This window comes from Patulibacter americanus DSM 16676 (assembly GCF_000420025.1).
In the GTDB taxonomy this organism is placed as follows: domain Bacteria; phylum Actinomycetota; class Thermoleophilia; order Solirubrobacterales; family Solirubrobacteraceae; genus Patulibacter; species Patulibacter americanus.
In genome coordinates, this window is the sequence record NZ_ATUD01000024.1 from 1 (window position 1) to 14,925 (window position 14,925).

Below are 14,925 nucleotides of genomic sequence, written 5' to 3' on the forward strand. Positions count from 1 at the left end.
CCGCGGCGTCCTGGGACTCCTCGGCGAGCTTGCGGACCTGCTCGGCGACGACCGCGAAGCCGCGGCCCTGCTCGCCGGCGCGGGCGGCCTCGATGGCCGCGTTGAGCGCCAGCAGGTTGGTCTGCCCGGCGATGCCGGTGATCGTGTCGACGATGCCGCCGATCTCGTCCGACTTGCGCGAGAGGTCGCCCATGGAGACGACGACCTCGCCCGTGATGCCGGCCATGGCCTGCATCGCTTCGGTCGCGCCGAGGGAGGCGGCGGTGCCCTCCTCGGCCGCGGCGCGCGTGGCCTCGGCGGCCGAGGCGGTCTCGCGGACGGCCTCGGCACCCTGGGCCGTGGACTGCGACATCTGGTCGGCGACCTCGCGGGTGGACTCCGCGGTGCGGGCCTGGCGCTCGGCGCCCTGGGCGACGTCGGAGACGGCGTGGGCGATCTCGCCGACGGCGCGGCCGGCCTCCTCAGAGGTCGACGCCATCTGCTGCGACGAGGCGGAGAGCGCGACGGCGGACTCCGACACCTGACCGATGGTCCTGCCCAGCGCGTCGGCGCTCGAGTTGTAGCTCAGGACGGACGCCACGGTGCGGTCGCGGATGTCGTTGACGGCGCGGGCGATGTCGCCGATCTCGTCGTTCGAGATGCGGTCGATGTGCGACGTCACGGGCGTGACGCGCTGCGTCAGGTCGCCCTCGGCGAGCTTCGCGAGGCCGGCCTCGAGGTCGGTCAGGCAGTGGTCGGCCAGCGAGCGGCTGCGCGAGACGATGTCGTTCACGCCGCGGCGGACGCCACGGGAGACGAGGTACGCGAGGGTCAGGCCGACGGCGAGGCTGACGACGAGCAGCGCCAGGATGAGGTTGCGGCCCGCGGTGTGCGTCGACTCGGCCGAGGCGCTCAGGGTCCGGGTGTTGGCCTCGAGGGCGGTGCTCATGTCGGCCAGCGCCTTGCTGGCGTCGGCCCAGGAGCCGTCGAGGAGGCGCGTGTTGGCGGCCACGGAGGCGTCCCACGCGGCGATGGCCGTGGTGTCGGAGCCACTCGTGAAGTTCACGCGGCGCGCCTGGGCGATGACGCCGTCGCGCTGCTTCGTGTAGTCCTGGACGAGCTTCGTCATGGCCCCGAACTGCGTGCGCAGCTCGGCCGTCGGCAGGTTCTTGCCGGCGCGCTCGAGGGCGGCGAGGGAGACGGCGCGGTTGGCCTTGATGGCCTCGATCTGCGCCTCCGGGTCGACCTTGCGGGTCGTGACGCCCTTCTCGTTGATGTAGCGCGACAGGCGGGCGGTGTTCTCCTGCGCCAGCGCCCGCACGGTGGCGAGCGCGGCGAGCGGCGCGGCACCGCGTTGCTGCATGGTGTCGGCGTCGTCGTCCATGTTCTGGAGCGCGACGATGGCGAGTACCGCGATCAGCGCGGTGAAGGCGAGCAGGATGCTGCTCAGCCCCATCAGCTTGGTCTGGATGCCGACCCGGCGGTTTGCAAAGGGCACGAGGGGGTCCTCGGTCGTGATGGACGTGATGCACCCGATGATCGGCGGGGGGAGGAACCCCTTGACCTCGCAACGACCCGTGTGCGCCCACGCACGTGGAGGCGGGCGCGAGGGCGCGACGGCCGGCACGGGGGAGGGCCCGCTGCAGGGCCACGGGCCTCGCCGCCGCCCGGCGCGGCGTGCCCGGGATGCTCCGAACGGGGCCTGCGCCCGATTTCGAATCCGATCCCTCAGGTTTCGCAACGCCGGGCCGATGACCCCGACCGATGAAGGCAGCTACGGGAATCGGAATCGTCGTCGCGGTCGTCGCCATCCTGGGCGGCGCCGTGGTGGAGGGCACCTCACTGGGGACCCTCATGAATATCCCCGCGATCATGATCGTGTGTGGGGGTACGGCCGGCGTCACGCTGGCCGCGGTCGGCATGGACACCTTCAAGAACATGCCGAAGCTGATCCTGCGGGCGGCCAACACCGCCTCGCCCGACCTCGCCAGCCAGGCGACGCAGCTCGTCGGCTTCGCCGAGAAGGCCCGCAAGGACGGCCTGCTCTCGCTCGAGGGCGACGTGTCGCAGATCGACGACGCGTACATGCGCCGCGGGATGCAGCTCGTCGTCGACGGCACCGAAGCGGCCGCCGTGCGCGACGTCATGGAGGGCGAGATCGACGCGATGGCCGCCCGCCATGCGCAGGGCACGGGCGCGTTCGAGAAGGCCGGCGGCTACGCGCCGACGATCGGCATCCTCGGCGCCGTCTTCGGCCTCATGCACGCCCTCGGCTACCTCGACCAGCCCGAGAAGCTCGGCCCGGCCATCGCCGGCGCGTTCGTCGCCACGCTGCTCGGCGTCGGCGTCGCCAACGTCGTGATGCTGCCCGTCGGCAACCGCCTCTCGGCCCTCTCCCTCGAGGAGCAGGGGCTGCGCGAGATGACGATGGAGGGCATCCTCGCCATCCAGGCCGGCGAGAACCCGCGCACCGTCTCCGAGCGCCTTCAGACCTTCGTGTCCCCGGCCAAGCGCGCCGGCCTGGCCGACCCGGACGCCCCGGCGTCCATCGACGAGGCGCGCGAGCGTCGCGCAGCATGAGCGGCCGCAAGAAGCGTGGCGGCGGAGGCCACGAGAACCACGAGCGTTGGCTCCTGACCTGGGCCGACCTCCTCACCCTCCTGCTCGCCCTGTTCATCGTGATGTACGCGGCCTCGGCCGTGAACACGAGCAAGGCGGAGGCCGTCACGGACTCCCTCCAGCAGGCGTTCTCCGGCAAGGTCCTCACCGGCAACGGGTCGATCCGCCAGGAGCAGAAGTCCGAGGAGCCCGTCGAGGCGATCGCCCAGATCGCCCCGCTCGCGCCGACGGTCGTCTCCGAGGAGGAGCTGCCGAAGGACAAGCGCGCCGCCGCCGCCGGTCGCGCGGAGCAGGACCAGCTCGAGGCGCTCAAGCGCCGTCTGGACGCGAAGATCAAGGCCAAGGGCCTGGGTGCCAGCGTCGTGACGACCGTCGAGCGCCGCGGCCTCGTGGTCCGCGTCATCACGGACCAGATCCTCTTCGCCTCCGGCGACGCGACGCTGTCGCCGCAGGGCGGGGCGCTGCTCGCCGAAATCCGCGGCGTGCTGCGGATCGACCGCAAGCACCCCATCACGGTCGACGGTCACACGGACACGCAGCCCATCGCCACCGGGCGCTTCCGCGACAACTGGGAGCTCTCCGCCTCCCGCGCCGCGTCCGTCGTGCAGTTCCTCGCCGGCTCCGAGCTGGACCCGAACCGCTTCTCCGCGACGGGTCACGGCTTCCAGGCGCCGCGCGCGTCGAACGGCACCGCCGAGGGCCGTGCCCAGAACCGCCGGGTCGAGATCGCTCTCACCCGCATCCACCCCACTTCCTGACCTCCGAACCCCCCTACGCCCGTGCCCAAGAACAAGCTCATCATCATCGTCGTCGTCGCCCTCGTGGCCGTCGGCGGCATCTACAAGTTCCTGCTCGCCGGCTCTCCCGAGGCGGAGGCCAAGCCGAAGATCGACGGCTCCGTGTACGTCCTCGGCAAGGAGTTCCTGGTCAACCTCTCCGACGACCGCTACGCGAAGTTCACCGTCGGCCTGGTCCTCGACCACGCCCCGGTCGCGGACGGCCACGCGGAGAGCCCGCCCGAGGGCTACGGCGTGATGGCCGAGGAGGCCGTCGTGCGCGACATCATCACCGACGTCGCCGGGTCCGCCACGGGCGAGACGCTCTCCCACGCGGAGGGCCGCGAGAAGGTCAAGAAGGAGATCAAGAAGCACCTCAAGAAGAAGACCGATCTCCACGTCCACGACGTCGTCTTCCCCGACATCACGGTCCAGTAGGAGCCTGCACGTGTCGAACACCGAATGGACCGCGGACGAGGAGCTCGTCCAGGACGCCGCCGCTGCGGCGGCCGGCGGGGACCTCTCCCGCCTGCACGACGTCCCGATCGAGCTCTCCGTCGAGATCGGCCGCACCGTGATGACGCTGGGCCAGGCGCTGCGCCTGGGCCCGGGGTCGATCGTGGAGCTGCGCCGGCTCGCGGGTGAGCCCGTCGACCTGCTGGCCGGCGGCAAGCCCATCGCCCACGGCGAGGTCGTCGTGGTCGACGAGGAGTTCGCACTGCGGATCACCGACATGGTCTCGACGTCGCACGGCCCGGCCGCGGCCGCCGCCGACCAGCAGGATCTCGTCGGCGCCACCGGCGCGACGGAGTAGGGGTCGACGATGGAGACCATGTCCCAGGAGGCGATCACCGCCCTCGTCGAGGCCGCGCGCAACGGCGAGGACGTCGAGGCCGCGGTCGCGGCCCCCGTCGGCCGGCGCGCCCGTCGGCTGCGTCGGATGGACTTCACCCGTCCGACGAAGTTCACCAACGACCAGGAGCGGCGGATCCGCCGCGCCATGGAGACCTTCTGCCGCGCGTCGACGACGCGCATGTCGGCGGAGCTGCGGATGCAGGTCGAGTTCGAGGTCATCGACCTCGACCAGCTCGGCTGGTCCGCCGCCCACTCGGCGCTGCCGGGCGACGCGATCGGCGTCACGCTGACGTCGAACACGAACGGCCGGCCGGTGCTGCTCGCCGCGGAGCAGCCGTTCGTCATGAGCGCGGTCGAGCTGCTGCTCGGCGGCGCGACGACGCCCGCCAGCTCCGTGCGCCGCCTCGGCGACATCGACTGGGCGCTCTCCACGCTGCTCTTCGAGCACCTCGTCTCGCAGCTCAGCCCCGTCTGGGAGGACCTCTGCGGCATGGGCTTCGCGATCGACCGCCTCGACCCGACGTCGGAGACCTCGCACCTGACGAGCGTGTCCGAGCCGACCCTGGTCGTCACGATGGAGGCCCGCCTGCAGCGGCGCTCGAGCGCGTTCGTGCTGCTCGTGCCGCACGTCGCGGTGGCCGCCGTCGCCGACGCCCTCGGTGGCGCGTCGGAGCGCGACCGCGGTGACGAGAACGACCCGGACGCCGACGCCGCCGTGCGCGCCGTCGAGGTCATCGCCCGCGCCGAGGTGGCGCGCGTGCGCGTCACCCTCGACGACGTCCTGACGCTCGCCCCGGGCGACGTCGTGCGGCTCGAGGCCCCGACGTCGGCGGGCGTGGAGCTCTGCGTGGAGGACACCGCCGTCTTCCGCTGCCGGCCAGGACGCCTCGACGCCCGTCGTGCCGTGCTCATCGAAGGCCTGCTGGAGGACGGCGCGTGAGCACCGAGCGCGTCCTCACCGAGCTTGCCGCGGTCTGCGCGGAGGCCGCCGCCGACGCCCTGCGGGCGTTCGCGCCCGACGCCGTCCAGGTCGGCACGCCGCGCGTGATGGAGCCGGGCACCGACCCGCTCGCCAACCTCCCGCTGCCGTGCTTCGCCGCCGACGTCTCCTACGTCGACGGCGTGACCGGCGGCAACGTCTTCGTCGCCCCCGTCCGCGGCGCCCAGTACCTCGCCCAGGCGATGGTCGGCGGCGAGGGCGAGCCCGAGGGCGACGAGCTCTCCGAGCTCGACCGCTCCGCCGTCGCCGAGGCGATGAACCAGATGATGGCCGCGGCGGCCCACGCCACCAGCGGCGTGCTGGGCACCGAGGTCGACATCGCGCCGCCGCGGACCCGCGACGTCTACACGGACGCCGACGCGCACGAGCTGGCCGAGGCCAGTCCGCACGCGACCGTCGTCCCGATCACCGTCTTCGGCGAGGTCTGCCGCCTGATCCAGCTCGTCCCGTACGCGTTCGTGGTGCGCATGACGCGCGCCCTGGACGAGCGTGACGCCGAGGTGCTCGGCGAGGAGCCCACGACGGACCGCTCCACGACCGGCATGGCGCTCGCCCTCGGCGGCGCCCACGTCGACCTGTGGGTCGAGCTCGGCCGGACGAAGCTGCCCGCCGGGCGCCTCGCCGGTGTGCCCGAGGGCGAGGTGATCGCGCTGGACCGCTTGGCGGACGACGCGGTCGACCTGTACGTGAACGGCCTGCGGGTCGGCACGGGCCGCCTGCTCGTCGTGGACGGCTCGGAGTGGGCCGTGCGCATCGAGACCATCGAGAGCGGCTCCGTCGCCGCACCGGGGATCGCCGCATGAGCACCGTCGAGGAGCTGGAGCTGGCCCCCGTCGCGCTGCGCCACCTCGTGATCGTGCCGGACGTGCAGGACGACGCCCCGGAGGACGACGCGCCGCGGGCGCGGCCCGCGTTCCCGGTCGACGACCTGCTGTGGCGCGACCTCGCGGCGATCGCGCCCGAGGTGGCCCGGCGCCGCCGGCGCACCGGCCGCCGTCGCCGCGACGACCGCGCCGTGCTCGAGGGCATCCTGCACGTGCTCGCCACCGGCATCGCCTGGCGCGAGCTGCCGCAGGAGCTCGACTGCGGCTCCGGCGTCACGTGCTGGCGCCGCCTGCACGAGTGGGTCGACGCCGGCACCTGGGGCGCCATCGAGTCGCGCCTGCGCGCCGCGGTGCCCCACGGGGTCCAGGTCGACTGGGTGCGCGCCTCGGGCGGGACCACTCGGCCCGGGCAGGCCCTGTCGCTGCCGCACGCTGCGCACGATCCGGGCGCCACGTCGATCGCCGTGGACCGTCGTGTGGCCTGGGCGGGGCCGTCGCTGATCTGAGCGGCGGTCCAGCCGGTTTCGCAACCCGTTGCGAAACGTCTCAAGTTCTCCCTGGGATCGCCGATCACCCCGGTCGACGGAGCGCACCTGCTCCGACGCACCGCGCATGACGATCCCTGAGACCAGCCCCCACTTCCTCGATCGCGCGACGCGCAGGGCCCCGGCCCTCGCGCTGTTCGCCGGCACCTCGGTGCTCGCGACGCTCGCGCTCCCCGGCACCGTCCTGGCGTCCGTCGCCAAGGACTACGCCGAGAACGCGCCGCTCGAGCTCGACGACACGGCCTCGGGTGAGGCCGCCGTCGGCAGCGCGGACGTCGGCACGAGCGGGGGCTCCATCGCCCGGGTCGTCATCGGCCTGCTCGTCGTGGTCGCCGCGATCTACGCGCTGACCTGGGTCCTGAAGCAGATGAAGCGCTCGAAGGACGCGCCGGACACGGGCGCCGGCATGGAGGTCATCTCGACGACCGCCCTGCACGGCGGCTCGGCGCTCCAGCTCGTCCGCGTCGGCGACGAGCTCCTGCTCCTGGCGGTCGGCGCGAACGGCGCGACGGAGCTCAAGCGCTACACGGAGGAGGAGGCCCGCGAGGCCGCCCTCTGGCCCGAGCCCGTGCCCGTCCCCGAGGACGAGGACGGCGACGACGTCGCCGGCGGCACCGGCGGGGGCGGCAACGCCTTCGCGCTGTTCGGCAGGAGCATCCGCTTCGCCGCGCCGACGCCGTTCCTCAGACGGTTCTGCACCGTCATCGTCACCCGCCTGCGTGAGATGACGGTGCGCGGATGAACCTCGAGGGCTCCAACGCCGTCCAGATCCTCCTCCTGGTCGGCTCCATCTCGCTGATCCCGGCGCTGCTGTTCTGCGTCACGGGCTTCACCCGGATCCTCATCGTCCTGGGCTTCGTCCGCGCCGGCCTGGGCACCCAGACCACCCCGCCGAACCAGGTGCTGGTGGGCATGGCGCTCTTCCTCACGCTCTTCGTGATGGGCCCGACGCTCGACGAGGTCAAGGACCGCGCGATCGAGCCGGCGCTCGCGGGCAAGATCAGCACGCTCGAGGCGATCGACCGCGGTCAGGCGCCGATGCGCGAGTTCATGTTCAAGCAGACGCGCAAGAGCGACCTGCAGCTGTTCATCCGCCTGGGCAAGGTCGAGAACCCGCGCATCCAGCGCGACATCCCGACCCGCGTCCTGATCCCCGCGTTCATCATCTCGGAGCTCAAGACGGCCTTCCAGATCGGGTTCCTCGTCTTCCTGCCGTTCCTGATCATCGATCTGGTCGTCTCCGCGACGTTGATGAGCCTCGGCATGATCATGCTGCCACCGGTCTTCATCTCGCTGCCGTTCAAGATCCTGCTCTTCGTCCTCGTGGACGGCTGGGCGCTGATCACGAAATCCCTCGTCCTCTCCTTCGGATGAGCGGGGGCGTCGCATGAACCAGGACAGCGCCGTCTCGATCACGATCGACGCGATCACGCTCGCCTTCAAGCTGGGCGCGCCGCTGCTCATCGCCGGCCTCGTCGTGGGCCTCGTGGTCTCCGTCTTCCAGGCCGTGACCCAGATCCAGGAGCAGAGCCTCCAGTTCATCCCCAAGCTCGTCGTGGCGGCCATCGTGCTGCTCGTCGCCGGCCCGTGGATGCTGGACTCGCTCGTCTCCTGGACCACGGAGCTCTACGGCTCGATCCCGACCGTCGCGAGCCCGTGAACGTCGACGCACCCACAGCGCTCCAGGCGGTCCTGGGCCTGCAGCCGGCGGCGATCATCCTCGTCCTGGCGCGCGTCACCCCGCTGTTCATCCTCGCCCCGATCTTCTCGGGCGGGATGATCCCGGCGCGCGTGCGCGGCCTGATCGCCGTCGCCCTCGCCGTCGGTCTCACGTCGGTCGCCCTGGGCGACGACACGACCGTGACCACGGCCCCGGTGGCGTACTTCGAGCTGCTCGTGAAGGAGCTGCTCGTCGGCACGGCCTTCGCGTTCGGCCTCGCCTGCCTGCTGGCCGGCTTCCAGGCCGCGGGCGCGCTGCTCGACATCCAGATCGGCTACGCGTTCGGCGCGACCGTCGACCCCGTCACGGGCTCGCAGGGCGCGGTCATCGCGAACCTCTACTCCATGGTCGGCGTCGCGATCCTCGTCGCGATCAACGGCGACGCGATGATCCTCTCCGGCCTCGCGCGCACCTACGACCTCGTCCCGCTCACGGAGTTCCCCGTGCTGAAGTCCATGGTCTCGGGCACGTTCGAGGCGTTCGCCGGCATCTTCGTCGCCGCGCTCGCCGTCGTCGCGCCCGTGATGCTGACGCTGCTCCTGACGGACGCCGCGTTCGGCCTCGTCTCCCGCGTCGTCCCGCAGATGAACATCTTCGCCGTGGGCTTCCCGGCCAAGGTCATCGTCGGGATGCTCATGATCATCGTGACGCTGCCCTTCGCGGCCGGGTGGTTCTCCGACCGCCTCGGCCCGAGCGTCGCGGCCGCCCTCCGCAGCCTGCAGGTCGCACCGTGAGCGACGACAAGACCGAGGAGGCAACCCCGAAGCGCAAGCTCGAGGCGCGGATGAAGGGGCAGGTCGCGCGGTCCACCGACCTCACCGGCGCGATCATCCTGCTCGCGGGCGGCGCCACGCTGGCGATGCTCGGACCGAAGACCTGGGGCACGTTCCAGGAGCTGATGCGCGACGGCCTGATCCGCGCCGGCCACCCCGAGATCACCGAGGGGAACGACGGCATCGCCGCCCTCGGCGGCGAGATCACGATGAGCATCCTGGGTCTCATGACCCCGATCATGTTCGTGGTCGCGATCGCCGGCATCGTTGCCAACGTCGGCCAGGTCGGCTTCAAGATCACGCCGAAGGCGCTGAACCCCGACTTCAAGAAGCTCAACCCCCTCCAGGGTGCGAAGAACGTGTTCGGCAAGAACGCGCTCGTCGAGGCCGTGAAGTCCCTCGCCAAGGTCTCCGTCGTCGCCTCCGTCGTCGCGGTCGCCGTCCTCCCGAAGATCGAGGAGATCGCCGGGATGACGGGCACCGAGCCCGGCGTCCTGGCCGCCACCCTCGGCACGGACGTCAAGGGCATCGCGATCCGCGCTGCCGCCATCTACCTCTTCATCGGTGCCGCCGATCTCGTCTGGCAGAAGCACCGCCACGCGAAGGGACAACGCATGAGCCATCAGGACATTCGCATGGAGCACAAGCAGGAAGAGCTGCCGCCCGAGGTGCGCGGCGCCATCCGCCGCCGCCAGCAAGAGGCCTCCCGCAACCGGATGATGGCCGCCGTACCCACCGCCGACGTCGTGATCATGAACCCCACCCACTTCGCAGTCGCCCTGAAGTACGACCCGGACAGCTCCGCTCCGACCGTGGTCGCCAAGGGCCAGGACATCATCGCCCTGAAGATCCGCGACCTCGGCCGCGAGAGCGGCGTCCATGTGATGGAGGACCCGCCGCTGGCCCGTGCGCTCTACGCCCAGGTCGAGGTCGGGCACGCCATCCCGGAGGAGCTCTTCCAGGCCGTCGCCGAGGTCCTGGCGGTCGTCTTCCGCGCGGCCCGCCGCCGGACGGGGGCGGTCGCATGAGCACCGTGCCGCAGAAGGACGCCGGGGGCGCCCTCTCCAAGATCATGCGCCACTCCGACCTGCTCGGTGCGGTCGGGATCATGGTCGTCGTCGGGATGCTCATCGTCCCGATGCCTCCAGCGCTGCTGGATCTCTTCATCACGATCAACATCGCGGGCTCCATCGCGATCGTGATCGCCGCGCTCTACGCGAAGAAGGCGCTGGACCTCTCGGTCTTCCCGAGCCTGCTGCTGCTCTCGACGATCTTCCGCCTGGCGATCAACGTGTCCGTCACGCGCCTGGTGCTCGCCGAGGGCGAGGCCGGAGCGGTCGTCCACGCGTTCGGCGAGTTCGTGATCGGCGGCAACCTCGTCGTCGGCCTCGTCATCTTCCTGATCCTCATCATCATCCAGTTCGTCGTGGTGACGAACGGCGCCGGCCGCGTGGCCGAGGTCGCCGCGCGCTTCACCCTCGACGCCATGCCGGGCAAGCAGATGGCGATCGACGCCGACCTGAACTCCGGCCAGATCACGGAGGACCAGGCCCGCACCCGCCGCTCCGAGATCTCCCAGGAGGCCGACTTCTACGGCGCCATGGACGGCGCTTCGAAGTTCGTGAAGGGCGACGCGATCGCCGCGATCATCATCACGCTGATCAACCTCATCGGCGGCCTGACGATCGGCGTCCTCATGCAGGGCATGCCGTTCGGCGACGCGGCCCACCAGTACTCGCTGCTGACGATCGGTGACGGCCTGGCCGCGCAGATCCCGGCGCTCCTGATCTCGGTCGCGACCGGCATCATCGTCACCCGCGCCGCGTCGGAGAACGACCTCGGCTCCGACGTCGCCCGCCAGGTGCTGGGTAACGAGAAGGCCCCGCTCGTCGCCGGCACCCTGGTGCTCGTCTTCGCGATGATCCCGGGCCTCCCGAAGATCCCGTTCATCCTCGTCGGCGGTGGCCTCGTCGCCATCGGCCTGGCCCTGAGGAAGCGCAAGAAGGCGGCCGGGCTCGCCACGGACCAGCTCGCGCTGGACGAGGCCGCCCAGCGTCCCGCGCTGGCGGCCGGCAGCCCCGAGCTGTCCGTCGAGGCGCTGCCGCCCGACCCGCTCGAGCTCGCCATCGGCTACGGCCTCGTCGGCATGGTCGACGACCGCAACGGCGGCACGCTGCTCTCCCGCATCTCGCACGTGCGCCGCCAGCTGGCCACGGAGCTGGGCATGGTCGTCCCGCCCGTCCGCGTGCACGACGAGCCGGGCCTCGAGCCCAACGGGTACGTCGTGCGGCTGCGCGGGGGAGAGGTCGCCCGCGGGCGCCTCCTCGCCGGCCACCACCTGGCGATGGATCCGGGCGACGCCGTCGGCGAGCTCGGCGGCGTGCCGACGATCGAGCCGGCGTTCGGGCTGCCCGCGGTGTGGATCGCCGACGACTCCCGCGCCGAGGCCGAGGCCCTGGGCTACACCGTCGTCGACGGCGAGTCCGTGGTCGTCACGCACCTGACGGAGCAGATCCGCCGCCACGCCGGCGAGCTGCTCACCCGCCAGGCCGTGCGCGATCTCTTCGAAGGGCTCAAGGAATCCAACGCTGCTGCCGTTGAAGAGGTCGTGGGAGACACCCTCACCCTCGGAGAACTTCAGCGGGTCCTGCAGCGGCTGCTCGCCGAAGGCGTCTCCGTCCGCGACCTCGGGACGATCGTGGAGGCCGTCGGCGACCGCGCCCGCCTCACCCGCGACCCCGACCTGCTCGCCGAGCACGCCCGTCAGGCGCTCTCGCGGCAGATCACCGCGCCCCACCTGGACCAGGACCAGCGCATGCGCGCCCTGGCGCTCGACCCGGGCGTCGAGCAGGAGGTCGCCGGTGCGCTCGTGCAGACGCCGGAGGGCGAGGTCCTCGCCCTGGATCCGGCCCGCGCCCAGACGCTCGTGCTCGCCCTGCGCGACGAGAGCGACAACGCGGCCCGCCGCGGCATCCACCCCGTCCTGCTCTGCTCCTCGCGCGTCCGCCGCCACCTGCGGCGCCTCGTCGAGCAGGCCCTCCCCAGCCTCCCCGTGTGCTCGTACAACGAGATCGGGCCCGGAATCAACGTCGAGACCGTTGGAGTGATCACCGCATGAGTTCCACGATGACCCCCCAGGACAGCGTCGGCACCGCCGGCACCACGGGCGTGCCGCGCGCCTTCCGGGGCAAGAGCCTCGAGGAGATCCTCCCGCAGATCCGCGAGACGCTCGGCGAGGACGCGATCATCCTGCGCCAGCGTGAGGGCCTCTCCGGCGGGGTCGGTGGCTTCTTCCAGCAGCGCTTCGTCGAGGTCGAGGCCGTCGCCGGTCTCGTCCGCGGCTTCGACGCCTACGACGACGAGCCCGCGTTCCCGGACGACGAGCCCCTCGCGGGCCCTGCCGCCCCGGCCGACCGCGCGCCGCTGCCCTCCGGCCGCCGCGTCGAGGTCCGCGAGGACTCCCCGGCGCCCGCCCCGGCCGCCGGCCCGGTCGCGGTCCCCGGCGAGCCCGCGGCCCCCGAGGCCGCCGCGCCCCAGGCCGCCCAGGCGACGACCGAGCTCGACGGCCCCGCCTTCCTCCGGCACCTCGACGAGGCACTCAAGCGCCGCCAGGAGGAGGCGCCCGCCGAGGAGCCCGTCGCCGACGCGCCGGCCGCCGGCGCACCCGTCGCCGCCCCGGCCGCCGAGCCCGCGCCCGTCGCGCAGGTTCCGGCCGCGCCCGCCGAGCCGCGCCTCATCACCTACAAGGCCGCGCGCGGCAAGATCGTCAAGGCCGCGCAGGTCACCGAGACGACCGCCGCAGCCGCCGCGCCGGTCCCGGCCCCGCAGGCCGCCCCGGTCGCCGACGCCGCCCCGGTCGTCCCGGCCGCCGCGCCGTCCCCGACGCCCGCCGCCGAGGTCGCGGAGCCCACACCGGCCGCCGCGACGCCGGCGCCCGCCGTCAAGCCGTGGACGCCCAAGCGCACGGCCGTCCGCGACGCCGGCGCCCGCGCGCTGGCCGGCATCGCCGCCGCGCCCGAGCACCTGCAGGTCACGGTCCCCGCCGACGCGACGACCGACGACGAGGAGCTGGCGCCGCGCCGCCGCAACGTCCGGGTCCCGCGCCCGGCCGGCACCGTCGACACGCCCGTCGCCCCCGCCACGCCGACCGTCGACGTCGACATCGCCGAGTACGTGCTCGTCTCCCGCGGCCTGGCCCCGGAGATCGCCCGCCCGGTGCTCCGCGAGGCCGCGACCGCCGACGGTTCCCTGGACGCCGCGACGCGCGCGGTGCTCGAGGCCCGCATCCCGGCCGTCGCCGAGCGGACCGACGTCCGCACGATCGCCGTCGCCGGCGGTCCCGGCTCCGGCCGCACCGCGGCCGTCGGCGCCCTCTGCCGCGCCTACGCCGCCGAGCACCGCTCCGTCCTCGTCGTCGCCCTGCGCCCGACGGACGACGGTGCCGCCCTGCGCGCCGCCGTCGCCGGCACCCGCGCCCAGGTCTTCGTCGCCGAGACCGGCGAGGAGATCGCCCGCGTCCGCGACGCCCGCGACGCCGACGTCTGCCTGATCGACACACCGGTCATCCGCAAGGGCCGGGCCAAGCTCATCGCCACCGTCACCGCCGACCTGCAGGCCGCCGGCGCGGACGAGATCCACCTCGCGATCCCGGGCACCGACGCCGCCGTCGGCGTGACCGCCACGATCGACGCGTTCGCCGAGCTCGGCGCCGACGCCCTGCTGATGACGCACCGCGACCTGGCCGACCGGCCCGGCGGCGTCGTCTCCGGCGCCATCCTGCGCCGCCTGCCCGTCTCCTACGTCACCGACGGCCGCGGCATCGCCCTGGCCGATCCCGCCGGCCTGGCCCGGATGGTCCAGCCGTGAGCGTCGACGGCCACACCCGGGCGATGCCGCTGGTGCCACCGGCGGCGGCCAAGGGCGGCAAGAAGGGCAAGAAGGCCAAGGGCGGCCGGCGCGCCGGGGACGGGCAGACCGTGTCCGTCGCCGGCCACCCACGGGTCGCCGCGCGCGTACGCGCCGCGAAGGGCTGGGGCGCGCTCATCGCCTTCGGCCTCGTCGCGATGGCGTCGGCCAAGGCCGGCGCCCCCGCGTTCGACATCCTGCTGCGCGCCCTGATCGCCGGGTTCGCCGGCTGGGTCATCTGCTGGGTCGCCGCGGTGCAGGTGGGGCAGGCCGTGGTGCGCGCCGAGGTCGAGGCGCACGTGAAGGCCATCGAGGCCGAGCACGCCGACGACGGCGAAGACGGCGAGTCCGGCACCTAGGCCTGGGCGCCCACCCGCCGGCCGGCGCGGTCGGGACGGGGATCAAGCAGGACGATGAGGACGCCACGGGCGTCCTCGACGCGTTCCGGGGCCCGTTCGGGGGCGGGACGGCGGCGCGGCGGCGGCCTCGCCGAGCCCGGGCGAAGGTCGCTCGGGAAGTTCGTCAAGTTCCCCCGGACCGCGCCGATCAAGGGAAGGCAAGGGGCGACACGGATGTCGCCTCGGGAACAGCACAAACCCAGCCGATCAAGGAGATCAGCGCATGTCCCTTCGCATCAACACCAACGTCGAGGCGTTTAACGCGCATCGCAACCTCAACGGCACCAGCGACAAGATCGCTAAGTCCATGGAGCGCCTGTCCTCGGGCCTGCGCATCAACCGCGCCAGCGATGACGCGGCGGGCCTGGCGATCTCCGAGAAGATGCGCGGCCAGATCGGTGGTCTCGATCAGGCCAAGCGCAACGCCCAGGACGGCGTCTCGCTCGTCCAGACGGCGGAAGGTGCGCTGACGGAGGTTCACTCCATCCTGCAGCGTGTTCGTACCCTGGCCGTGCAGTACCAGAACGGCAC

Annotated in this window: 16 protein-coding genes and 1 pseudogene; 16 read left to right on the top strand and 1 reads right to left on the bottom strand. The window is 72.6% G+C overall.

The window, feature by feature from the left end:
• Positions 1-1,477, bottom strand: a 1,477-nt coding sequence (locus F593_RS28990) for a methyl-accepting chemotaxis protein (protein ID WP_157252045.1), incomplete at its 3' end; no start/stop codon positions are given.
• A 266-nt stretch (positions 1,478-1,743) separates the two neighbouring features.
• Here F593_RS28990 and F593_RS0120895 point away from each other — a divergent pair.
• From F593_RS0120895 to F593_RS0120970, 16 genes and pseudogenes are all read left to right on the top strand, one after another.
• Positions 1,744-2,559, top strand: coding sequence for a flagellar motor protein (locus tag F593_RS0120895; protein WP_022930695.1), 816 nt, complete (start codon positions 1,744-1,746; stop codon positions 2,557-2,559).
• Positions 2,556-3,356, top strand: coding sequence for a flagellar motor protein MotB (locus tag F593_RS27285; RefSeq protein WP_022930696.1), 801 nt, complete (start codon positions 2,556-2,558; stop codon positions 3,354-3,356). Before F593_RS0120895 ends, F593_RS27285 begins: the two co-directional genes overlap by 4 nt.
• Positions 3,357-3,377: 21 nt before the next feature.
• Positions 3,378-3,812 (top strand): flagellar basal body-associated FliL family protein, encoded by a 435-nt coding sequence (locus F593_RS0120905; protein WP_022930697.1) that lies wholly within the window; start codon positions 3,378-3,380, stop codon positions 3,810-3,812.
• A gap of 10 nt (positions 3,813-3,822) precedes the next feature.
• Positions 3,823-4,188 carry a flagellar motor switch protein FliN gene (fliN, locus tag F593_RS27290; RefSeq protein WP_022930698.1) on the top strand — a complete coding sequence of 122 codons (366 nt, stop codon included), beginning with the start codon at positions 3,823-3,825 and terminating at the stop codon, positions 4,186-4,188.
• 9 nt (positions 4,189-4,197) lie between these two features.
• On the top strand, positions 4,198-5,169 hold the full coding sequence (locus tag F593_RS0120915; RefSeq protein ID WP_084630260.1) for a flagellar motor switch protein FliM: 972 nt from the start codon (positions 4,198-4,200) through the stop codon (positions 5,167-5,169).
• Complete coding sequence (locus tag F593_RS0120920; RefSeq protein WP_022930700.1) at positions 5,166-6,032, top strand: FliM/FliN family flagellar motor switch protein; 867 nt, start codon at positions 5,166-5,168, stop codon at positions 6,030-6,032. Before F593_RS0120915 ends, F593_RS0120920 begins: the two co-directional genes overlap by 4 nt.
• Positions 6,029-6,380 (top strand): annotated as a pseudogene (locus F593_RS31310) (transposase); the annotation flags it as partial. The gene F593_RS0120920 and the pseudogene F593_RS31310, both read left to right, overlap by 4 nt.
• A gap of 285 nt (positions 6,381-6,665) precedes the next feature.
• Positions 6,666-7,340 carry a FliO/MopB family protein gene (locus F593_RS29000; protein WP_022930702.1) on the top strand — a complete coding sequence of 225 codons (675 nt, stop codon included), beginning with the start codon at positions 6,666-6,668 and terminating at the stop codon, positions 7,338-7,340.
• Positions 7,337-7,972 (top strand): flagellar type III secretion system pore protein FliP, encoded by a 636-nt coding sequence (fliP, locus tag F593_RS0120935; protein ID WP_022930703.1) that lies wholly within the window; start codon positions 7,337-7,339, stop codon positions 7,970-7,972. Before F593_RS29000 ends, fliP begins: the two co-directional genes overlap by 4 nt.
• 13 nt (positions 7,973-7,985) lie before the next feature.
• The gene (gene fliQ / locus F593_RS0120940; RefSeq protein WP_022930704.1) at positions 7,986-8,258 is read left to right on the top strand and encodes a flagellar biosynthesis protein FliQ; all 273 of its coding nucleotides are present in this window, start codon (positions 7,986-7,988) and stop codon (positions 8,256-8,258) included.
• Positions 8,255-9,052, top strand: a complete 798-nt coding sequence (gene fliR, locus F593_RS0120945) for a flagellar biosynthetic protein FliR (protein ID WP_022930705.1) — start codon at positions 8,255-8,257, stop codon at positions 9,050-9,052. Before fliQ ends, fliR begins: the two co-directional genes overlap by 4 nt.
• Positions 9,049-10,119 carry a flagellar biosynthesis protein FlhB gene (gene flhB / locus F593_RS0120950; RefSeq protein ID WP_022930706.1) on the top strand — a complete coding sequence of 357 codons (1,071 nt, stop codon included), beginning with the start codon at positions 9,049-9,051 and terminating at the stop codon, positions 10,117-10,119. The genes fliR and flhB overlap by 4 nt, the downstream gene beginning before the upstream one ends.
• Complete coding sequence (gene flhA, locus F593_RS0120955) at positions 10,116-12,209, top strand: flagellar biosynthesis protein FlhA (RefSeq protein ID WP_051160630.1); 2,094 nt, start codon at positions 10,116-10,118, stop codon at positions 12,207-12,209. The genes flhB and flhA overlap by 4 nt, the downstream gene beginning before the upstream one ends.
• On the top strand, positions 12,206-13,957 hold the full coding sequence (locus F593_RS0120960) for a hypothetical protein (RefSeq protein ID WP_169449237.1): 1,752 nt from the start codon (positions 12,206-12,208) through the stop codon (positions 13,955-13,957). Before flhA ends, F593_RS0120960 begins: the two co-directional genes overlap by 4 nt.
• Positions 13,954-14,355, top strand: a complete 402-nt coding sequence (locus F593_RS0120965) for a hypothetical protein (protein WP_022930709.1) — start codon at positions 13,954-13,956, stop codon at positions 14,353-14,355. Before F593_RS0120960 ends, F593_RS0120965 begins: the two co-directional genes overlap by 4 nt.
• Positions 14,356-14,617: 262 nt before the next feature.
• Positions 14,618-14,925, top strand: a 308-nt coding sequence (locus F593_RS0120970) for a flagellin N-terminal helical domain-containing protein (protein ID WP_022930710.1), incomplete at its 3' end; no start/stop codon positions are given.

Excerpts from the sequence above, each read along its gene's own strand:
- F593_RS0120895 (WP_022930695.1), top strand. The coding sequence starts at position 1,744 with ATGAAGGCAGCTACGGGAATCGGAATCGTCGTCGCGGTCGTCGCCATC.
- F593_RS27285 (WP_022930696.1), top strand. The coding sequence starts at position 2,556 with ATGAGCGGCCGCAAGAAGCGTGGCGGCGGAGGCCACGAGAACCACGAG.
- F593_RS0120915 (WP_084630260.1), top strand. The coding sequence starts at position 4,198 with ATGGAGACCATGTCCCAGGAGGCGATCACCGCCCTCGTCGAGGCCGCG.
- F593_RS29000 (WP_022930702.1), top strand. The coding sequence starts at position 6,666 with ATGACGATCCCTGAGACCAGCCCCCACTTCCTCGATCGCGCGACGCGC.
- fliP (WP_022930703.1), top strand. The coding sequence starts at position 7,337 with ATGAACCTCGAGGGCTCCAACGCCGTCCAGATCCTCCTCCTGGTCGGC.
- fliQ (WP_022930704.1), top strand. The coding sequence starts at position 7,986 with ATGAACCAGGACAGCGCCGTCTCGATCACGATCGACGCGATCACGCTC.
- flhA (WP_051160630.1), top strand. The coding sequence starts at position 10,116 with ATGAGCACCGTGCCGCAGAAGGACGCCGGGGGCGCCCTCTCCAAGATC.
- F593_RS0120960 (WP_169449237.1), top strand. The coding sequence starts at position 12,206 with ATGAGTTCCACGATGACCCCCCAGGACAGCGTCGGCACCGCCGGCACC.